The sequence below is a fragment of the Ignavibacteriales bacterium genome (assembly GCA_016709765.1).
Taxonomy (GTDB): Bacteria; Bacteroidota; Ignavibacteria; order Ignavibacteriales; family Ignavibacteriaceae; genus IGN3.
In genome coordinates this window covers 255,383-276,437 of record JADJMD010000008.1, presented here as the reverse complement: position 1 = coordinate 276,437, position 21,055 = coordinate 255,383, and the positions used below count along the sequence as shown (strand labels likewise).

Annotated in this window: 19 protein-coding genes and 1 tRNA gene; 13 read left to right on the top strand and 7 right to left on the bottom strand. The window is 32.1% G+C overall.

The features are described 5' to 3' along the window. Window positions 1-70: 70 nt before the first annotated feature. Window positions 71-2,083, bottom strand: a complete 2,013-nt coding sequence (locus tag IPJ23_02635; GenBank protein MBK7629613.1) for a helix-hairpin-helix domain-containing protein — start codon at window positions 2,081-2,083, stop codon at window positions 71-73. A gap of 1 nt (window position 2,084) precedes the next feature. Then, window positions 2,085-2,939, bottom strand: a complete 855-nt coding sequence (locus tag IPJ23_02630) for a hypothetical protein (protein ID MBK7629612.1) — start codon at window positions 2,937-2,939, stop codon at window positions 2,085-2,087. A gap of 74 nt (window positions 2,940-3,013) precedes the next feature. Between IPJ23_02630 and IPJ23_02625 the strand changes: the two genes are divergently transcribed. Continuing rightward, window positions 3,014-3,889, top strand: coding sequence for a DUF4835 family protein (locus IPJ23_02625; protein ID MBK7629611.1), 876 nt, complete (start codon window positions 3,014-3,016; stop codon window positions 3,887-3,889). 4 nt (window positions 3,890-3,893) lie between these two features. Here IPJ23_02625 and IPJ23_02620 read toward each other — a convergent pair whose 3' ends face one another. The 3 genes from IPJ23_02620 to IPJ23_02610 all read right to left on the bottom strand — a co-directional run bounded on the left by IPJ23_02620 (window position 3,894) and on the right by IPJ23_02610 (window position 8,308). Continuing rightward, on the bottom strand, window positions 3,894-4,442 hold the full coding sequence (locus IPJ23_02620) for a peptidylprolyl isomerase (protein ID MBK7629610.1): 549 nt from the start codon (window positions 4,440-4,442) through the stop codon (window positions 3,894-3,896). 1,490 nt (window positions 4,443-5,932) lie between these two features. Further along, on the bottom strand, window positions 5,933-7,054 hold the full coding sequence (locus IPJ23_02615; protein ID MBK7629609.1) for a hypothetical protein: 1,122 nt from the start codon (window positions 7,052-7,054) through the stop codon (window positions 5,933-5,935). A 63-nt stretch (window positions 7,055-7,117) separates the two neighbouring features. Then, on the bottom strand, window positions 7,118-8,308 hold the full coding sequence (locus IPJ23_02610) for a pyridoxal phosphate-dependent aminotransferase family protein (protein MBK7629608.1): 1,191 nt from the start codon (window positions 8,306-8,308) through the stop codon (window positions 7,118-7,120). Between the two features lie 106 nt (window positions 8,309-8,414). Between IPJ23_02610 and IPJ23_02605 the strand changes: the two genes are divergently transcribed. Further along, window positions 8,415-9,407, top strand: coding sequence for an NAD-dependent epimerase/dehydratase family protein (locus IPJ23_02605; protein ID MBK7629607.1), 993 nt, complete (start codon window positions 8,415-8,417; stop codon window positions 9,405-9,407). Here IPJ23_02605 and IPJ23_02600 read toward each other — a convergent pair whose 3' ends face one another. After that, window positions 9,408-9,815: a hypothetical protein gene (locus IPJ23_02600; GenBank protein MBK7629606.1), complete on the bottom strand. Its 408-nt coding sequence runs from the start codon at window positions 9,813-9,815 to the stop codon at window positions 9,408-9,410. It lies immediately after the preceding gene. A 115-nt stretch (window positions 9,816-9,930) separates the two neighbouring features. Here IPJ23_02600 and IPJ23_02595 point away from each other — a divergent pair. After that, a tRNA-Ala gene (locus tag IPJ23_02595) sits at window positions 9,931-10,003 on the top strand. 103 nt (window positions 10,004-10,106) lie between these two features. Then, entirely contained in the window at window positions 10,107-11,468 is a 1,362-nt protein-coding gene (locus tag IPJ23_02590; protein ID MBK7629605.1) for an MATE family efflux transporter, read from the top strand. Here the strand turns inward: IPJ23_02590 and IPJ23_02585 are convergent. Next, window positions 11,465-12,640, bottom strand: coding sequence for an MFS transporter (locus IPJ23_02585; protein ID MBK7629604.1), 1,176 nt, complete (start codon window positions 12,638-12,640; stop codon window positions 11,465-11,467). The two genes, IPJ23_02590 and IPJ23_02585, sit on opposite strands and share 4 nt — an antisense overlap. Window positions 12,641-12,775: 135 nt before the next feature. On the opposite strand from IPJ23_02585, the gene IPJ23_02580 reads away from it, so the two are divergent. The 9 genes from IPJ23_02580 to IPJ23_02540 all read left to right on the top strand — a co-directional run bounded on the left by IPJ23_02580 (window position 12,776) and on the right by IPJ23_02540 (window position 20,280). Next, on the top strand, window positions 12,776-13,171 hold the full coding sequence (locus IPJ23_02580; GenBank protein MBK7629603.1) for a hypothetical protein: 396 nt from the start codon (window positions 12,776-12,778) through the stop codon (window positions 13,169-13,171). Between the two features lie 6 nt (window positions 13,172-13,177). After that, complete coding sequence (locus IPJ23_02575; protein MBK7629602.1) at window positions 13,178-14,452, top strand: SpoIID/LytB domain-containing protein; 1,275 nt, start codon at window positions 13,178-13,180, stop codon at window positions 14,450-14,452. Next, complete coding sequence (gene maf / locus IPJ23_02570) at window positions 14,445-15,023, top strand: septum formation protein Maf (GenBank protein MBK7629601.1); 579 nt, start codon at window positions 14,445-14,447, stop codon at window positions 15,021-15,023. The genes IPJ23_02575 and maf overlap by 8 nt, the downstream gene beginning before the upstream one ends. Then, complete coding sequence (locus IPJ23_02565; protein MBK7629600.1) at window positions 15,024-15,998, top strand: flippase-like domain-containing protein; 975 nt, start codon at window positions 15,024-15,026, stop codon at window positions 15,996-15,998. 236 nt (window positions 15,999-16,234) lie between these two features. After that, complete coding sequence (locus tag IPJ23_02560; GenBank protein MBK7629599.1) at window positions 16,235-16,651, top strand: YtxH domain-containing protein; 417 nt, start codon at window positions 16,235-16,237, stop codon at window positions 16,649-16,651. 10 nt (window positions 16,652-16,661) lie between these two features. Further along, entirely contained in the window at window positions 16,662-17,048 is a 387-nt protein-coding gene (locus IPJ23_02555) for a hypothetical protein (protein MBK7629598.1), read from the top strand. 42 nt (window positions 17,049-17,090) lie between these two features. After that, complete coding sequence (fusA, locus tag IPJ23_02550; GenBank protein MBK7629597.1) at window positions 17,091-19,184, top strand: elongation factor G; 2,094 nt, start codon at window positions 17,091-17,093, stop codon at window positions 19,182-19,184. 45 nt (window positions 19,185-19,229) lie between these two features. Next, window positions 19,230-19,733: an HIT domain-containing protein gene (locus IPJ23_02545; GenBank protein ID MBK7629596.1), complete on the top strand. Its 504-nt coding sequence runs from the start codon at window positions 19,230-19,232 to the stop codon at window positions 19,731-19,733. A gap of 31 nt (window positions 19,734-19,764) precedes the next feature. After that, a complete protein-coding gene (locus IPJ23_02540) occupies window positions 19,765-20,280 on the top strand; it encodes a toxin-antitoxin system YwqK family antitoxin (GenBank protein ID MBK7629595.1) in 516 nt (171 codons plus the stop codon). The last annotated feature ends 775 nt before the right edge of the window (window positions 20,281-21,055 follow it).

Genomic DNA, 21,055 nt, shown 5'->3' with positions numbered 1-21,055 from the left:
ATAAATAACAGAGGATTTCTCAGTCAAATACATCTTGAGGTGAAATTCCTAATTTTCTTGATTGCTAAAATCAAAAACTCAAATCTATTTGTAAGCTAAAGCGGTTATCCACATTTCCAATAATTTCATTATCACCAGAACTAAGGGAAGTTACATCCGGTTTATAAGTTTCCGAATATTTTGTTGATAGAGATATAAACTGAAGTGGTTTATATTTTACAATCATATACCATCTAATTCCTTTTCCGTACATTGCTAGATTTGGCATTACGCCGAGCAAATCGTTTTCATATTCATAAACAGCGGAGTTAAACGAATCTGTATGGAAGAAAATAATTCTTCCGTAAAGGCTAATATTTTTACTTGGGATAAATCGCATTTCCTCATAAACTAAAAATCCATTTTCTTTAATACCTGCATCTTTAATGAAAAAATGATTGTACTCAATTCTTGTTTTTAATCTTAAATCTTTTGATAAGCTATAAATATAATCTGTTCGTCCAATCTGTTTTAACCTTCTAACTATTTGTTCACTAATATTAACAAGTTCAGTAACCTCTTTGTCTTCATATTTATAACGTAATCGTATCTCAAATTTTGGTAGAGGAGATGTGACAAAATCAAACAGTAGCTCGTTGCCTTCACTGGAAAGTGAATTTTCACTTGTGCGGTATGGAAATTTAAAAATATCATAGTAAAGATTTAGAACACCAAACGGGATTTTCCATTTAAACCCCGAATAAATGCCAACCTCATTATTGATTTTTCCTGAGCGTTCGCTAAATCCGAAGCCATAAAGATTATTATAATTGCGTGGATAATTTCTTATGGCTGTTGTAAAAATAAAATTACGATTTGCAGAAAACTGAATTCCATTTATTGATGCAACTGATTTACCATCAAAACTCGCTTCACCAAAGAAATTCATATTGGCAAGATTGAATTCATAATAAGCCGAGGTGTAATTAAAATTATCCCCGCTTAAGCCGTATAAAGATTTTGATTCAAAGTTCTTATCAAAAGAACCATTGTAATAAATACATCCTAAATTTAATATACCATTGTATTTATAATCTAAAACACCGCCAATCATTTTTTGTCGTGCAGAATTTTTTTTATTCAATTCACTTTCAAATCTATGAAAACCTGTTTGCCCAACGGAAGAAATTTCACCAGTTACCGAATCGATTGAAGCATCAAAAGTATTGTTGGAATAAAACGCAGTTAAATTAAAATCGCTAAAAGTTATAGTTGTGGCAGCACCTCTATAAAACCTATATTCAGCCGCACTATTGTATGGACGTATGTTGCGAGCTTTTTTCTTAACCGGAAAGACGGCATCAGCTCCTTTTGAAAACCCGAACGGACTCCATAAAGTCAAACCTTGCCCAAATTCCAAAACAAAATCACCCGCTACAAAGTTTTTTAATAAACCAATATCCTTAACTTGCAAATGGAACGAAGTAAAATCAGAATAGGATGATTCACCAGCATCTTTTTCAATTAAAAATCCTGCCTGATAATTTTTACCATAATTATACAATAACCTATTGTATGATTTTAATTTTGATCCTATAAATTTCCCACTCTCAAATCCATCTCTATTCTGTAAATCATTTGTAGCCCTGCTACGTATCTTTAGTTTTGATTTTGAAAAAATTGATTTTGGACTACTTTCAATTTCTTGAAATTCTCCCGTCTCAATTTCTGGTTGAGACGTTTTTACAAAAGGCAAAATACTTTCTATTAATTGCTTATCTAATTCGCGTATCGCATAAAGTTCGGTTGGGGCAAAAAAGTAACCAAATTTTTTTCTGTGCTCTAAAATTTTATTCGAAGATTGCTGATCCATATTTGGGAGTTTTGATAGTTCAAAGAAATCAGCTTGATTCAAATCTATCGGATTGCGCATTAGTTCTTCAAAAATTTCTACAAGATCTTCAGAATCTGATTCTTCATTCGGTTCGACTAAAATATTATCAAGAACATCTTCAGTTATTATAGATGTGCTGTCTAATTGCGCATAAGCTGAAGTGATGGAAAATAGAAAATAGATAACTAACGAACTGAATAGAAATCGCAATTTATTCTAGCCCCAAATTCTCTTTTATAGATTTATGTCGATCTTGTTCTCTGCCAAAACATATAATTACACCGGCTTGATGTGTAAGCCCTAAATCGTTGTGGGTAAACATTGCATAGTCTAGGCTAAACATCGAGTAGTTTATCCCAATACCGGCACTGTATTTTGATGGTTCATTTGAAAAGCCGGTTCGTAGTGATAAGTATTCAACTATATCATAATTAATTCCGAACTGAAACGAAGCTTTGTACTTGATATCCTTTTCAAGTGCAAAATTAATAGTTAATTCATCTGCTATGTCGTAAGATAATCCAGAATTAAAGACCACAGGGATTTGATCGTCTTCATTTCCAAAAGTTGGACGATTTACATTTTGAAAAGAAAATCCCAATCTAAAAACATCTGATATGTATGCTAATCCGCCAAGGTTAAAAAATACTGCACCATCATTGCCATAGTTTTTGATTGAAACAGTTTGATAATTAATCGTAATTCCAGCAAAAAATTTATTTGAATAATTATAAGAATATCCCAATGAAAATTTTGATTCACGATAAAGATCAAATCCATAACTCATTCCACCAATAGCAAAAGACCCAATGGATGTTGGTTCGTGATAAGCTACATACCCATTTGCTAATTCACTCAATCCAAATGGAGCAGGTGAGTAGTAAATGCCAACTTCTCTCCAATTCATTTGTGCAAGTCCAGCCGGATTATTAAAAAGACTAAAGACATCATTACTTAATGCAACATCAGAATTGGAAAGAGAGATTTGTTTTGCACCCGGGTTGTACTGAGAATATGCACTTAATGTTAATGCGCAAATTATTATAATTGTATAGTAAAGTTTCATAATATTTTAAGTTGATTGTTCGATTATATCTAAATTCCTATATTAAATCAATAAAAACTTAGGCTGATATTATTATGCGTAATCTTTTAATTCTGGTTTTAATTCCTTTTTCAATTTCGTTTACACAAGAACTTAACTGTAATGTAACAGTTAATTTTGAGGGATTAGCAGTGGAAAACAGAGAACTACTAGTTGATTTTGCAGGTGTTGTTGAATCATATTTGAATACAACGCAATTTACGGGTGAAGCATGGGAAGGGGAAAAGATAGATTGTGCCTTTACAATATTTTTTACCGGCGCTTCAAGCGAAACTGATTATTCTGCTCAAGTAGTAATTATATCAACACGTCCTATTTATAAATCAACTAGACAATCACCAATGGTAACTATTAACGATGGAAACTGGTCGTTTAGATATGTGCCCAATCAAGCACTTTATGCTAACCAGGCCACGTTTGACCCTCTAACGAGTTTTTTTGATTATTATGCCAATATAATTATTGGATTTGATTGGGAAACCTGGGCTGATCTTGGAGGTACACCATACTTTAAAAAAGCTTTTGACATTTTAAATCTAAGTGGTAACAGCTCTTATAAAAAAGGTTGGGAACAGAGCAGTGCTTCGTTCAGTAGATGGGGCTTATGTCAGGATTTGTTAAATGACAAATATAGAGCTTTTAGGGAAGCATTTTATGTTTATCATTATGGTGTAGATGAATTTCAGATAAAAAAGAAGGATGCGCAAGATAAAATTGTGAGTTTGGTTACTGTGTTGGAAGATATGCAAAAGAAAACTGGTATTAATAGCGTTCTTATTAAACATTTTTTTGATACTAAGAATGGTGAGTTGATTGAATTGCTAAAAGATTACCCAGATCGTAAAATATTTGAACGGCTAAAAAAAGTTGATCCGCCACACTCAGCAAAATATGATGAACTGTTGAGGTAAATTTTTAATTAAGTTCGATTGAGATTATTAAATCCTCTTCAGTGATGCTATAAACAACAGCCATACCTTCGATTACTTTTGCAAATAAAGTATATCTACTATCCAAATATGGATGACTGCCTTGCATTATAAAAAATTGTGAACTTTCTGTATCTTTTCCAGCACTTGCCATTCCAACATAACCAATTCCAAAATCAGTATCAGTAAATTCAGAAACAATATCATAACCGGGTCCGCCCCAGCCGGTTGCTGTTGGATCGCCTGCTTGAATTACAAACCCAGGAACAACACGATGGAATGCAATGCCGATGTAAAATTTCTGATCAGCAAGCATACAAAAATTTGCCACAGAAATTGGTGCTAACTCAGAATTGAACTGAATAGTTATATCGCCTTTTGAAGTTTTAATTATTGCTTGAGTGTATTTGAAAGAATTACTCCAAATATTTTCAAATTTATCAAGTTCTTTATATCCAATTCGTTTGTCCTCAGTTTTTGAGGAAACAAATTTTCTTATTGAATATAATGTGGATGATTTGGTTTTTTCAATCATCGATATATAAAAATCACTATCAATCTTTTTGGATAAATTAATTAAAGACATGGTTGCTTCAAGAAAATCCGAATTGTCTTTAAAAATATTTATTTGCTTAGATATAATTTCTCTTAATTTCTTGGAATTCTGTGCGATGAAGACAGAATCAATTCCATCCGCTACTATTGAAATCAGTGGCGCTTTCTCAGATTTTAAGATATGCAGAAAAATTATTCTTAATTCGCTTGAGTAAGTTATTTTGTCTTTTATTTCCAATAATTCCTGCAAAACTTCTATTTCATCTTTCGTACGATATGTATGTCCAAATAATTCAAATAACTTTTTCGCAGCTTTTTTTGAGTCTTGATTTTTGGCATAAAATTGAATTTGGTATTTGATGGGAAGGTTTAATTTATTAATGATTTTTTCATTTTCTTGGTAATTACCAAATATTTCATATCTACTCAAAAGAAGTTCACCTCTAAAACCCATTGGTTTTGATTGATCAAATAACATTTCATCTATTCTGCTTTTAACCTCGATCTTCAAGGAATCATTAATATAGTCTTTAATATTCTTTATGGATATAGCTGCTTGTAAAGCAACATTTGGGTTCACATCATTTAATAATTCGAAATATAGGTTAAGATTCAAATTTGTGAATGAATTTGTATTAAATCGTAACAAATGTAAAATTTTAACTAATTGAATGAGCAATAAAGGATTTTTATGAACTTCATCAAGAACTAATGTCTGTACACTAGTAATAAATACTTCTTTTTTAATATTCATTAAAACAAATTGTTTTAATTCAATTTCTTTCTTTTCGATACTATTTAATAAAATTGATCCATTAAGAAAATTTTCAAAATCCGTCCAAAGATTCTCTGATCCGCCATATCTTGAAAGAACACATAGTGCTTTAATTATTCTATTTGGTGAAGATAGTTGATGAGTTATCTCAGTTTCTAAAATTAATTTTGAATCATCACTTTTAATTCCGCGTATTTGGAATTGCAAAATGGCTTCTGAAATTCCTTCATATGGAAAAATTGGCCCATCGAATGAATTGTAAAACTCAACAAGTTTCTTAAGATCATTTCCATTCCCAATTTTCCCGATTGCAAAAAATATTTTTGGATAAGTTTTTGGAAGGGGAGAAGAGTATAAATATTTCCACAAGAAGTTTATTGATTGATCACACTTTCCAATTTGCGCTAGTGCAAAACAAATTTCTTTTCCATATTTATTTGAATCTAAGTTTAATAGCTTAGGAACAAATAAAGTATCCTCGCTTTGTGCAATACTTAGTATTGCGGCTTTAGTTTTTTGTTCTGAGTTGGAGTGTAAATATTTATAAACGATATGTGTGTCAAAACTTCTAGCATAAGTAGTTTTGATCAACTCATACATTGTGGAATCGTATTGAGCAAAAAGAATATTGCTAAATAGAATAAAGAAAATGAGGGCTCGCATTTACTCCTCATCTGAAAAGTTACATAAATAAATTATAAATCCGCTTGCCACACTCTATATTTTTTGTAAGGATCACCACCCATTACAACTGCCCCACGATTCATCATCTCATTATCTTCAAGTATCCAGCTTGCTTCTCCTAAATCAATTCCAATGGCGTGTGCGCGATTTACTATTTCCCAATAAAACACAGCATCCAACCCCTTTTTTTGTTGTTCAGGAACTAAACCAAGAGTAATGATTCTTGCCCACTTTATTTTTTTCTTTTGTGTAAATAACTTAATGAAGTTGAAAGGAAGAAGTTTGCCGTTCATCTGTTTGAAGATGTAATTGTAATCCAACATTACTAACGCAAATCCAATTACTTGATTATCAATTTCACCAAACAAAACAAGTGAAGGCTCAACCAATGGTTTTAAATCTTTAGCCATTGCATCAATTTGATCATCCGTCATTGGAATAAATCCCCAATTGGGTGCCCAGGCTTTGTTATAAACAATTTTAACTTTTTCTAATTCTTTAGCAAAGTTTTTCATATCCAAAGAAGTTATTTTTAATTTATATCTATCACGAGCAATCTGCTGAACTCTTTTTAATTTTTCAGAACCCATTACTTTATGATTTTCAAGTTTGTATGCTAAAAGATCTTTTGCTTTAGTCATTCCATAATTTGCACAAAGGTCTAAATAATATTTTGGATTGTAAGTCATTAGTAAACGAGGTGGATCATCAAATCCTTCCAGAAGCATTGCCCACTCATCATTACTAGATGGATTTGCAGGTCCAAGCATTCTTGTTAATCCTTTTTCCTTTAGCCATTTTTTTGCAGTATCAAACAAAGCATTTGCAACTTGCTGATCGTTAATGCATTCAAAAAATCCAAAGAAACCTGAATTATCGTTATGATATTTTAAATGCATATCATTTTTAATTGCAGCAATTCTTCCAACAATTTTTCCGTTGTGTTGAGCAATAAAATAATCTGCTTCAGCATTTTTAAAGAATGGATTTTTTTCTTTGTTTAAAAGAGTTTTTCTCTCCATAATAAGAGGCGGAACCCAGTTTGCATCATTCTTATAAAAATTCCACTGGCATTTTATAAACGTGTTAAGATCTGATTTGGTTTCAATTTTTTTGATTTTTATTTCAGACATGATTTATCCTATATAAAAAAAGCATACCCGTTTGAGTATGCTTTAATAAAATATTGTACGATACTAAATAAGTCCTAATTGTTTGCCGGCTCTTTCAAAGATATCGAGTATTTCATCGAGATGTTCTTTTTTGTGAGTAGCCATATAGCTTGTTCTCATCATCTGTCTTCCCGGAGGAACACCCGGAGAAATAAACACGTTAACAAAAACGCCATTATCATAAAGGAATTTCCACATTTGGAATGCTAAAGTATCATCACCTACAATAACAGGAACTATAGCCGTTCTTCCTTCAATAATATTGAATCCTTTTGCTTTAAGATTTTTTCTCATATAGTTAGCATTGTCTATAAGTTGTGTAACCAACTGCGGCTGAGCTTCTAAAATATCCAAAGCAGCAAGTGCAGATGCAACAGAAGCAGGAGTTGGAGAAGCACTAAAAATTAGAGCTGGTGAGAAATGCTTTATATAATTAATAACTCTTTCTGAACCGGAAACAAATCCGCCTAAAGAAGCAAAAGTTTTACTAAAAGTACCCATAGTTAAATCAACATCAGATTCGAGATTGAATTCACTTGCCGTTCCTCTTCCGCCTTTCCCAATGACGCCAACTGAATGTGCATCATCAATCATAATTTTTGCACCATATTTCTTAGCAATTTCAACAAGGCGAGGTAAGTGAACAATCTCTCCACCTGTACTAAACACACCATCAGAAACAATAAGTTTTCCTGAATCTTCTGGAAGTTTTGAAATCGTTTTTTCCAAATCATCCATATCATTGTGTTTATATCTTGCCAATCCACCCATTGCACCTTTGGTCATCATTGTTCCTGCAACTATACAAGCGTGGTTGTCTTTATCAGAAATAACATAATCATTTCTTTGTACTAAAGTTGGAATTACACCTTGTGCAGATTGATATCCTGTACTGAAAAGTAAAACAGCTTCTGTGTTAAAGAATTTTGCTAATCTTTTCTCTAGTTCGATGTGTAAATCAAGAGTGCCGGTTAAATATCTAGAGCCTGAACAGCCTGTCCCGTATTTTTCAATCGCTTTGATAGCTGCTTCTTTAACATGTGGATGACCGGTTAATCCAAGATAATTATTGGAGCCAGCCATAATAACTCTTTTACCTTCAATTTGAACAACTGGACCCTCATTTTCTTCAATAGGTCTAAAGTAAGGATAAACACCTAAAGCTTTAATTTCATCTGCACGAGTAAATTCGTAGCACTTTTTAAAAATATCCAAAAAATCCTCCTGAACTGATATATTAGAACCGAAACTGATTCGACTTTTTATTAAATTGCGCGCAAAATTTATATCTAATTAGACTTAAAAACAAATGAATACAAAAATGCAAACTCAAGAAATAGCAGTAGTTACAGGCGCAAATGGTTTTGTTGGAAGCCATCTTGTTGATAATCTTTTATCAAAAGGATTAAAGGTTAGATGTGTTGTCAGGAAATCTAGCAATTTAAAGTGGTTGGATGGAAAGGATGTAGAAATTTATGATTCAGGTTTATTTAATACAGATGGATTAAGAAAATGTTTTAAAGACGCTAATTATATTTACCACGTTGCCGGTGTTGTAAAATCAAAAACTGCTGAGGGCTTTTACAAAGGAAATGTAGATTCAACAAAAAATCTTTTAGAGGTTGCACTTGAAAACAAATCTACTTTAAAAAGATTTTTATTAGTTAGCAGCGGAACTGTTACAGGTCCATCTAAAGATGGCAAGCCGCTTAATGAGTTGAGTAATTGTAGTCCTATAACAACATATGGTAAAAGTAAATTGGAAGGGGAGAAAATCACTCTTTCTTATAAAGATAAATTGCCAATAACAATTTGCCGTGCTCCTGCAGTTTATGGTGAGCGCGATACGGAGATATTTATCTACTTTCAAACTTTTAGTAAAGGCTTAACCACAACCATAGGATTTAATAAAAAAGAACTAAGTTTAATTCATGCTGTAGATCTTGTAGAAGGATTTTATCAAGCAGCAACAAATGAAAAAGCTATTGGTGAGATTTACTATATTAGTTCTGAAAAATATTATACCTGGCAGGAAATAAATTCAGTAACCTCTAAAGTGCTTGGTAAAAAACCGATCATAATCAAAGTACCTCATTTTTTAGTTTATACGATTGCAGGCTTCGCACAATTTTTTGCAATGTTCAGTAAAAAACCAGCTACATTGAATATTGAGAAGGCAAAAGATATAACACAACAGTTTTGGATTTTTGATACTTCAAAAGCCGTTAAAGAACTTGGTTATAACCAAAATATTTCACTCGAAGACGGTATTAAAAGAACTTGTGATTGGTACAAAGAAATGAAGTGGATTTAATTAGTTATCTAAAGCCCCTTCATTAATCCAGGTTTTGATGCCCTGTAACTGTGTTGCAGTAACCGGTCTTGCATAGCCAACAGGCGGCATTGGAGAAATTCCTGCACGACCTTCAATAGCCCAAACTAATCTGCTTAAATCGGGTTCTCCAGGAAAAACAATGTTCGGATTTGCAGTAACATTAGCCCAAGTTGATAAATCTATTCCATCAGCTGCATTTGGACTTGCGTGACAGCCGGAAAAAGCACACTTAACTTGCAATATTGGATAGATATTCTGTGAGAAACTAATATTCTTATCAGGCATTGGTTTGTCGTCAACATTATCAATAGTTAAAGTGTCATCGCAACTAGTGAAAAAGATTATTGCTAATACTGTTATAATTATATGTTTAATGATTTTATTCATATCCACAACAAAAATATTGTCAACCTGCTGAAAATAAAAGTCATAACTCTTTACCTTTTGAAATAGATATAATTGATTGTTGCTTAAAACATATTTATTTTTGGATCAGAATTAAGGGGCTATAGCTCAGTTGGGAGAGCGCTTGAATGGCATTCAAGAGGTCAGCGGTTCGATCCCGCTTAGCTCCACTTTTTAACCCACATTTTGTGGGTTTTTATTTTTAAATAAAATTTTATCAGATATCACATCTTTTAATTTTTATCTTATCAATGTATAACTATTTTTGACTGAATGAATTTATTACCTGTAAATAGTTATTATAAAAAGATTTTGCACGTTGCACTTCCAGCGATTGCAGGCTTATCAACACAAATGGTTGTTTCACTTGTGGATTCTGCGATGGTAGGTAGACTGGATGAAGCAACTTATGCCTTAGCTGCAATGGGCATCGGGGTACTTGCAACTTGGGCTTTGGTGAGTTTCTTTTCAAGTCTGGCAACCGGAACACATGTAATTGTTGCAAGAAGATTTGGACAGGGAAATTTTTTAGAATGTGGAAATACTTTAAATAACTCTCTTATAATTTCACTTTTAATTGGGGGAATTGTAGCCGCAATTGGTGCCTCCTTATCAGGACCAATTGCTCATTTTTTTGCTTCTGATGATACTGTTGGTAATTACGCTTCTCAATATCTTTTCTACAGATTTCTCGGAATTCCATTCTTTCTAATTTCAGTTTCTTATCGTGGTTTTTTCTTTGGGATTAGCAAGACCAAAATCTTTATGGTATCTGGAATTCTTACCAATCTTTTCAATATTATATTTAATTATATTTTAATTTATGGTTCATTTGGATTGCCAAGAATGGGTTTGGCTGGTGCTGGATTAGGTTCAACGCTAGCAACTTTTAGTGATGTAGTTTTTTATTTGATTATTATATTACTTCCAACATATAGAAATAAATATCAAAATTTTAGACATTTTAAAATCGATAAAGAAATTATAAAAGGAATTTATAAAATTTCAATTCCTGTATCCTTTCAAAATATTTTTGTTTTAGTCGGGTTCTTAAGTTTTGTTGCTATAACTGGAATTATCGGGACCAAAGAACAAGCTGCAACACAAGCAATCATTTCAACATTATTTATTTCTTTTCTTCCTCTATTCGGGTTTGGAATTGCTGTTCAAACATTGGTTGGCAATAATCTGGGAGCGGGCAAGTACCAACTTGCAAAACTCTACGGATTTGAAACTGCTAAGGTTGCTACTATTTATACAATTATTTTAGGTTTTATTTTTATTGGAATTCCTCAATATGTTCTAATAATTATAACAAATGATTGGAGTATAATTGAGATGGCAAAATCATCCTTGAGAATTGCAGGATTTGCTCAAATATTTTATGCAACCGGAGTTGTACTTGCAAATGGATTACAAGCTGCGGGCAGAACAGTTTTTGTAATGAAGGCTGAAATGATTACAAACCTTATAATTTTTGTTCCGCTTGCTTACTTACTAGGAATTGTATTTGATTTAGGTTTAATGGGCGCATGGTTAGCTTTGCCGGGATATGTAATAATTTATTCACTTTCCATTTTTCTTAAATACAATTCAAATAGTTGGCACACAAATATTCCAATCAATTTAGATTAATCTTTTAAGTTAAAAAAAGCTCCAATAGCAATAACTAAAAAAATTGCTCCTGTAATAACAAATGAAAATGGAAATCCGATAACTGCTCCTGCATATCCACCAAACAACGGACCAACTAAATTACCCATTACTTGAAAACTTGAGCCAACGCCCATAACTCCACCGCGTCTTTCTTTTACAACTTGATTGCTAATTCTTGTAAACAAAAGCGGCATCAATGCGCCATAGCCAAATCCCAATAAAGTTCTAACAGGAATTAAGTAATATGGATTAATAATTATTGAATGAAGTAAATACATTATACCAGTAATTATGGATGCGATTGCAATACTTTTTTTCAATCCAATTTTTTCTGATTTTTTTCCCCACCAGTATGCTGAAAAAACAGAAAAGATTCCAACAATACTGTAAAGTGCGCCTGTAATCGTTGGTAAATAATTTTTGTTGATTTCTAAAGTTTCAACAAACAAAACAAAGATTGGGCGAACAAATGAAATTCCCAGACTAGTGAACATTATTAAGATTGATGGAATCAAAAACTTTTTATTTGATAAAACATATTTCCAATTATCAATTATGGAAATAACTCTTTTTGATTCGTCACGTTTTTCTTCTTTAACAAAAAATATAATTGCAAATCCAACTAGAGACAGTAAACCAGCAACAACAAAAAACACAGCACGAAAAGAAAGAAAATCAGAAATAATTCCACCGAACAATGGACCTAATACAGTGCCTGCTGCTGTGGATGATTGAAGTACACCAAGAGCATAACCGGTTTTTTCTTCTGGGGTGTTGGATGCGATTAGTGCCATTGCTGCGGGAAGAAATCCACTTAATCCACCTTGCAATAATCTTCCAATAAAAAGCTGATTGATATCCCCTGAGAATCCTATAATTATTTGTGCAAGTGCTAACCCAAAAGTTGCACGTATCGTCATCAATTTTCTACCATACTTATCCCCAAGATTTCCCCAAAGAGAAGAAAGAAAAAGTGAAACAAAAAATGGTCCTGCAAAAACTAGTCCGCTCCATTTTGATGTTTCCTCAATAGAAGTAACTCCCAATTCTCTAACAAATAACGGAAGAAAGGGAACTATAGAACTCATCCCAACCATTGCCAAAAATTGGCAAATCCACATTATATATAAGTTTTTCTTCCAGTTTAACATTTAATTTTTAATATAAACTTAGTCAAATTTAATCTTAGCCAGATTTTTAATCAAAATTTGTTGATTTGTAATTGAAGAAACTTTACAAAAATACTTGACAATCTTTACTATTGCGAATATATTAGCGTTGTGAAAATGAAACTAACGACAATAATTATAACTTTTCTCATAATTGCTACGGTTTATGCCGGTGCTCATATTGAATATTTTCACGCAAGAAGTGAATCTGATGATATAAGACTTGAGTGGCAAACTGGTGAAGAGACTAATCTGCAGAATTTTGTTGTCGAACGAAAAACTCCTCAAAGTTCTTACGCTGAAATCTCAAGTATACAACCAAAAGGTGATAATTCTTTTTACACATTCACAGATCAAAATGTTTATAAAGCCAACGATATGGTTTTCGTATACAGACTTAAAATAGTAGATACCAATAATCAAGTTTCTTACTCAGCTGATGTTACTGTAACACATAGTATTTCTAGCATTGCAAAGAGAACATGGGGCAGCATTAAGGCGATGTTTAGATAATCAATTGTGAATCATTTCTCCTCTTTTATAACTCATAAAAATTTCCCACTTACTTCTAATTCTAACTTAAAATATTTAATAATAACACTATTCGTTTTCTTTGTTGGATGTTCTGCAACGAAAAGATTTTCTACGGATAGCAATTATGGTTTTAATTCACCATACGTAATTAGAGTATTGCTAGATAATAGCAGCGCTGATTTAGTGATTTCAGTTAATGATTTAGTTATTATTTCTGATGAGGATTATGAGTTGGCTAAAGTTAATTTAGGGAATAAATTAAAGTTCAGTTTGAAATCAGATAAGATTAATCTTTCAATTGGTTCAAAGGAATTTGTTTCGAAAAGGTTTTATATAACTGCCTCCAGCGAAAATGAAATAATAAGTATTAATGAAAAAAAATATCGCGGAAGAATTTTAGTTTCCATTTATGATTCTGAAATAAAAATTGTAAATCAAATTGGATTGGAAGATTATGTAAAAGGTGTTATGACCAAAGAAATGCCAATAGGAAAGGGCAATGAAAATTATAACGCACTCAAAGCTTTTTCAATTTGCGCCCGAACTTATGCTTTTACTAAAATGGAAGAGAATAAAGTTTTTTTTGATATTTATCCCGATACGCGGGATCAGGTATATGGCGGCGTTGATGGAGAAAATAAGATTACAAATGATATTGTTGATGAGACAAAAGGACAGTTGTTATTTTTTGACGACAAACCGGCAACCATATTTTACCATTCCACTTGCGGGGGTTATACCGAAGATGTTGTAAATGTTTTTAGCAATAAAAACATTCCATATTTAATAGGAATAAAAGATGGTGATGAACCCTATTGTAAAATATCTCCAAGATATGACTGGACAGAAAAATATTCCGAGTCAACATTTATTCAAAGATTCTATAAAGCCAAACTTATTGAGTCTCCGAATTATAAACTTTCTGATATAAAAATAGCCTCTCGATTTACTTCGGGTAGAGTTAACGAACTGAACGTAATTATTAATGACGGAGAAGAAATTCAAAAAACTATTTTTCTTGTCGGAAATCAAATTAGAAATATTATTAAAAACAGTAATGGAAAATCAATATTAAAAAGCACATTGTTTGATATTAATTTTGATAGTAATAAGAATATAATAATTTCAGGAAAAGGCAGCGGACATGGCGTTGGACTTTGCCAATGGGGTGCGATTGGACAATCAAGAAAAAACATCAACTATAAAAAAATATTAAATCATTACTTCCCAGGAACAGAAATAAAAAATATTTATGATTAACAATTCAACTCCAATTTATCTTGCATCTAAATCTCCACGAAGAAGAAAATTGTTAAAACAATTAAACTTAAAGTTTAGATCATTTAGTGTTGATATGGATGAAAAAATCAACAAAAACGAAAAACCTTTCATAGCTGTAACAAGATTATCTAAAGAAAAACTAAATCTTGCAAAAACAAAAGTTAGGGCTGGAATTATTATAACGGCAGATACAATTGTTGTTCTAAATAAATCTATACTTGGAAAACCGATTAACAAAAAAGATGCATTTAGAACTCTAAAATTACTCAGTGGAAAGACGCACATTGTTTATACCGGTTATTCAATCTATAATTTTAAAAATGACAAAACAATTACTGAGTATGAAAAAACCGAAGTAACTTTTCGTTATCTAACAAATGATGAGATAGAAGATTACATTTCTGGTGGAAGCCCAATGGATAAAGCTGGGGCGTATGGGATTCAAGATGATTTTGGTGCTGTGTTTATTAAAAAAATAAACGGATGCTATTATAACGTTGTGGGATTACCACTTGCTAAATTCTATCACGCTCTTTTAAGGATAATATAGTTGATAGAAAAAATTAGGGATAGAATTTTCATCTCAATTGCAACCGCTGCAATAATCTATCTTGCTTTTATGCTTTATGCTGATTTTGAAAAAGTTATAAGCTCATTCAAAAACTTTAATTGGTATTTAATGCCAATTTTACTTGCTCTTTCATTTGGCAACTACATCTCAAGATATTTTAAATGGGAATATTATTTAAAAATAATTGAAGTAAAACTACATAAGTTAGATTCACTTTCAATATTTATGTCCGGGTTAATTATGAGTGTTACTCCCGGAAAAATGGGTGAGTTGTTAAAATCATATCTTGTAAAACAAATAAACGGAACCTCGATAAGCAAAACTGCACCAATTGTATTTGCAGAACGCGCAACAGATTTCTTGTCACTTACAATTTTAGCTTTGGTTGGAGCCTACTATTATGATTATGGTAAAACTATAATAATCTTCATCGGAATATTTTTAGTAGTTGGAATAATAATTATATCGAACAAAATTATTTTTGATAAGTTTTTATTCCTGCTATCAAAATTAAAATTTGTAGAAAAACAAATTCCAAAAATCACAACAGCTTACAAATCATCCTCAAAATTATTATCACTTAAACCTTTAATTTTTATGACCTCCTTGAGCATCATTTCATGGGGATTTGAGTGTTATGGTTACTACCTTATCCTAAATAATTTCGAAGTAAAAATCGATATACTATGGGCGTTTTTCAGTTATAGTTTTGCAACAATAGTTGGAGCGCTTTCAATGCTTCCCGGAGGTTTAGGAGTAACTGAAGGTTCACTAACATTAATGATGGTTCAAAAAGGTTTATCGGAAAATGATGCCTTTGCTTCAACTTTTATTGTGCGTGTAGTCACTCTTTGGTTTGCCGTTTTTGTTGGAGCGATTAGTGTTCTTTTTTATCAAAAAAGGTATGGAAAATTATTAATTGAATCAAATAATTCAGTTTCAGAATTCCAGTAATTTTTTACAACTAAATGCCGATTTTTGATTTACTGATTGAATTTCGAAAGAATTGTTGAAATTTAAGAATCTCTAACACCTCAAATAAAAATTGTTGTATTATTTTCTTTTGTGATCATTTACAAAAAGTAGCGTTAAATCCTTTCTTTCGATACTCAAATTTCCTCTTTTCCTTGATTTTAGAGCACCCTATTGATATATTTTGGCGAGTAATAAATAAATAAAAGGAGATTGACATGTCACAGGATAATAATATTGCTAAAGGATTCTTAATTGGATTTTTAGCTGGTGGTGCGATAGGCGCTGTTGTTGCTTTGTTAACTGCTCCTAAAAGTGGTAGAGAATTACGTGCTGATATAAAATCTAAATCTGAAGAATATCTTGACGAAGCTGAAAAATATCTTTCTGATGCAAAAGATAAAGCACGTGAGTTGATTAACGAAGGAAAGAAGAAGTCAGAAAGAATTATTCATGATGCCAGATCAAAATCTGAAGATATTTTGAAAGATGCTGAAAAAGTTTTTAAAGATGCAAAAGTAAAAACATCAGATGTTTTTGCAACAAGTAAAGAAAAATTTGAATCTGAAGCTGACAGAATAAAATCTTCCGTTAAAGCTGGAGTTGATGCATATAAAGAAGCTAAAAATTCATAAATAAAAAAATATGAATTTAACTGAAGTATTTACAATAGTATTGCTACTGTCTGCATCGGCACTTTGTATTGCACTGATATTTTATCTGAATAAAATAGTAAAATCAGTGCAATCAATTAATAGCAATATTCATGATTTATCTGCAAATATCAAACCGCTTATCCAAACCTCGATGGAACTTTCTGATAATCTCAATAAAATGACTTCAAATGCAACTGAACAGTTGAACATTTCTAAATCAATTATTAGTGATATTAGAGAGCGAGCTGATAAGTTATTGAGCATAGAATATAAAATCCGCAGTGGTGTTGAAGAAGCTGTATTACCGTTTGTTAAAAATTTGAACGCTGTTGGAAAAGGAGTTGAATCATTTTGGAGAAACTTCAAAAATAAGTAATCGTTTTAATTCTCACCTTTAAAATATTTAGGAGGAATTCCCTTGAAAGAGTACGCACCTGAATCTATACGGAATATTGCTTTAATCGGTCACGGCGGAGGCGGCAAAACTTCAATTTCAGAACTTATGTTATTTACTGCCGGCGAAACAAATAGAATTGGTAATGTTTTGGAAGGCACAACGGTTTCTGATTACACATCAAATGAAATAGAAAAACAAATTTCAATTTCAACTTCACTAATGCATATCGAATGGAACAACAAAAAAATAAATGTTTTAGATACACCGGGCTATTCAGATTTTATAGGCGATGTTAAATCTGCAATGAAAGTTTGTGATACAGCAGTAATGGTATTAAAATCTGCTGAAGGTGTAGAAGTCGGTTCCGAAGTAAGCGGAAAATTTGTTGATGAATTTGGATTACCTTCTGCTATCATTGTTAACAAAGTTGACAATGAGCACTCTACTTTTGATGAAACAATAGAAAAGGCAAAACAAAGATTAACTAGTGGCGCAATCGCGGTTACCTTTCCTTCATCTGAAGGTTTAGGTTTTGATACCGTAATTGATGTTCTTAAAATGAAAGCATTTACTTACGGTGATACCGGATCAAAAAAAATTACTGAAGCTGAAATTCCAGAAAACTTAAAAGCTAAAGCAGAAGAGCTTCGTACTGAGTTAATTGAAAAGATTGCTGAAACAAACGAAGAATTGATGAATAAATATTTTGAAGCTGGTTCTTTGAGTGATGCAGATATTGAAGCCGGTTTGAAAGCAGCGATTTTAGGAAGAAGTTTAACTCCTGTTTTTGCCGTTTCTGCAACCAAAGCTGTTGGATTAAATAATTTCTTAGATTTTATGGCTGCCTATTTTCCTGCTCCTGTTGATAGGGGCGGTGAAGAAGTTACACTTGCAGGAAAATCTGAAAAAGTATTAGTTAAACCTGATGCAAATGGTGAACCTGTTATTTTTGTTTTTAAAACAATTGCTGAGCAGCATGTTGGTGAACTTTCCTTATTTAAGGTTTACTCAGGAACTGTAAAAGCAGGATTAGATCTTTTAAATGAAACAAATAGTAAAACCGAAAGGTTAAGTCAGCTATCAGTTTTAAATGGAAGAAACAGAAAAGATGTTTCTCAGGTTTCTGCAGGTGATTTAGGTGCTGTTGTTAAATTAAAAGATACTCATACAAACAATACTCTTGCTTCTAAAAATCTTTCAGTTATTGTTAGCCCAATTGAATTTCCTGAATCTGTTATTCGCAGTGCAATTCTGCCAAAAGCTAAAGGCGATGAAGATAAGATTGCATCTGGTCTTCACACTCTTCACGAAGAGGATCCATCTTTCTATGTAAAATTTGATCCTGAAATTTCTCAGACTATTATTTCGGGTCAAGGTGAATTACAACTTTCACTTGCTGCTAAAAGACTAAAGGAAAGATACAAGGTTGATGTTGATCTTATTGAACCCAAAATTCCATATCGCGAAACTATAAAAGGCAGAGCTGATGATGTTGAGTACAAACATAAAAAGCAATCCGGTGGAAGAGGACAGTATGGACATGTTCACTTTAAAATGGAACCGTTACCAAGAGGTACAGGCTTTGAGTTTGTAAATGCTATCGTTGGCGGTGTTGTTCCTGGTAGATTTATTCCCGCAGTAGAAAAGGGTATTATAGAGACAATGGGAAAAGGCGTTCTTTCAGGTAATCAAGTAATTGATGTTAGAGTTACACTCCATTTTGGTTCATATCACGATGTTGATTCTGATGAAATGTCCTTTAAACTTGCTGCAAATCAGTGTTTTAAAAAAGGATTTTTGGAATGTAAACCTTGCTTGCTTGAGCCAATCTATGAAGTGGAAGTTATCGTACCCGATGAATATATGGGTGATGTAATGGGTGATATTTCTAGCAAGCGCGGTAAAATATTAGGAATGGATTCTGATGGGCATTTTCAGATTATTAAGGCACATGTACCCCTTTCAGAACTGTACAAGTATTCATCTCAACTTAGAAGTATAACTCAGGGTCGAGGCGTTCATAAACGCAAATTCTCACATTATGAAGAAGTTCCAAAAGAAGTTGAACATAAAGTGATTGATGAATATAATAAATCTCGTGAAGAGGATAAGTAATATTAAGGCGGAACTTGTTTCCGCCTTTTTAATTTAAGGTTAAGAATGGAAAAACTCTGGTCTCCTTGGCGATCAAAATATATTGAATCCTTTAAATCTGAAGAGGATAAATCAAAGTGCATTTTTTGTTCGATGTTGGATCTCAATCCAGATGATACTAGTAACCTTTTGGTTGATAGAGGGGAGAATACTTTTACAGTGTTAAATCTTTATCCTTATAATAACGGTCATTTAATGGTCGTACCCAAAAGACATACAAACGATTTTTCCGGATTAAAAGAAGTTGAGATAAAAGAAGCATTTCAAAAATTACAACTTGCAGAAAAAGCTTTGCTTAAAGTTTTAAATCCTCAAGGTTTTAATATTGGTGCAAATATTGGACGTGTTGCAGGTGCTGGCATTGAGGATCATATTCACTTTCATATCGTACCCCGATGGAATGGTGATTCTAACTTTATGCCTATAATTGGTGATGTAAAAGTTATTTCTCAAGATCTTGCAGAAACAAAATCTAAATTACTAGAAGCATATTCCACACTTAATAAATAGTCTTTTTTATTTCTTTAACCTGAGTTACCAATTGACAAAATATTTTATTTCCGTTTTGATAGTTTTTCTTTTTATTTCTTGTAATAATCAGAAAATTGAAAGACTTCCAGATCCATTAGTTCTTGAGGATGGATTACTTTACAGCGATTCACTTTCAGCAAAGCCATTCACTGGTAGACACAAGTCTCGTATGCTTGATATGAAAATTGAATATGAAGTTGTGGATGGAATAAAAGAAGGTGATTTCATAACCTATTTTCCTAATGATAAAGTTCAGATATCAGGAAAAATGAAGAACAATAAAAATGTTGGAGAATGGAAATATTATTTTCCAACAGGGTCAATAGAAACTACAGGAAGTTTTGATAACGATATACCAACAGGCAAATGGACATGGTACAATCAAAGTGGAAAAATTATTGAAGAAGGAAATCTGTTAAATGGACTTAGAGTAGGTGAATGGAAGAATTATGATTCAACTGGCAAACTTGATATCATTAGAGTTTATAAGGCAGATAAAATAATAGATTCAACAAGGATTAACTAAAGAATTGCGCTCTCTTAGAATTTGAACTTGGTGTTGGAAATATGATTCTTGGAAAGGAATTATCTATCCTGAGTTATAAAATATCAATTATCTTGCCGAATATTCAAATCATTTTAATACTGTTGAAATTAATCAATAGTTTTTGTCCCTCTTTGTTCCATCTAAAGTGATCTTACCTCAAAAAAATTGTTACAGATTCTAAAAATTCTGTTCTTAAAGATTTTTTATTTACCGTAAAAGTATCGAATTCAATTACACTTACTCATTTTAAAAAAATAAAACTGAAAGATTAATAAAAAATCCACATTTCCTATCCATTGATTTATTTAATCAATTTCTTGAGTCGATAAAACCTTTACAAAATCAGGTTGGTTGTTTGATATTTCAATTTGAATATCTGAACAAAAATAAAATGGCATCAAAGAGCCTATTCGAATATTCCAATTGGTATTGAAATCAGCAATCCAAAATATCTGAATAAAAACTACTTTAGATTTTTAAAAGAATTAAAAATAATTCCTGTTATTCTTGGGGGAGATTATTGCTTTTTGTGGTTGAAACCAGTACTAGATTTATTGATCATTTTAATGGGAGTATTGTTTCTCTATTGCATGGGCCAGGTAGTACTGGAATCGAAAAACTGAGTAATTAAAATAGGTGCCAAATTAATATTGATTGAGCTGCGGAACTTGAAAATCTTTCTGAATTATTTAAAGACTGGCTGAGACCTAAAATTGATCTTTATATTAAGTTAATAATCATTTTTTGGGCTTTG

Bases quoted from the DNA above. Each gene is read 5' to 3' on its own strand.
- IPJ23_02630 (MBK7629612.1), bottom strand. From the start codon at position 2,939: ATGAAACTTTACTATACAATTATAATAATTTGCGCATTAACATTAAGT.
- IPJ23_02625 (MBK7629611.1), top strand. From the start codon at position 3,014: ATGCGTAATCTTTTAATTCTGGTTTTAATTCCTTTTTCAATTTCGTTT.
- IPJ23_02620 (MBK7629610.1), bottom strand. From the start codon at position 4,442: ATGATTGAAAAAACCAAATCATCCACATTATATTCAATAAGAAAATTT.
- IPJ23_02615 (MBK7629609.1), bottom strand. From the start codon at position 7,054: ATGTCTGAAATAAAAATCAAAAAAATTGAAACCAAATCAGATCTTAAC.
- IPJ23_02605 (MBK7629607.1), top strand. From the start codon at position 8,415: ATGCAAACTCAAGAAATAGCAGTAGTTACAGGCGCAAATGGTTTTGTT.
- IPJ23_02600 (MBK7629606.1), bottom strand. From the start codon at position 9,815: ATGAATAAAATCATTAAACATATAATTATAACAGTATTAGCAATAATC.
- IPJ23_02590 (MBK7629605.1), top strand. From the start codon at position 10,107: ATGAATTTATTACCTGTAAATAGTTATTATAAAAAGATTTTGCACGTT.
- IPJ23_02585 (MBK7629604.1), bottom strand. From the start codon at position 12,640: ATGTTAAACTGGAAGAAAAACTTATATATAATGTGGATTTGCCAATTT.
- IPJ23_02580 (MBK7629603.1), top strand. From the start codon at position 12,776: ATGAAACTAACGACAATAATTATAACTTTTCTCATAATTGCTACGGTT.
- maf (MBK7629601.1), top strand. From the start codon at position 14,445: ATGATTAACAATTCAACTCCAATTTATCTTGCATCTAAATCTCCACGA.
- IPJ23_02560 (MBK7629599.1), top strand. From the start codon at position 16,235: ATGTCACAGGATAATAATATTGCTAAAGGATTCTTAATTGGATTTTTA.
- IPJ23_02555 (MBK7629598.1), top strand. From the start codon at position 16,662: ATGAATTTAACTGAAGTATTTACAATAGTATTGCTACTGTCTGCATCG.
- IPJ23_02545 (MBK7629596.1), top strand. From the start codon at position 19,230: ATGGAAAAACTCTGGTCTCCTTGGCGATCAAAATATATTGAATCCTTT.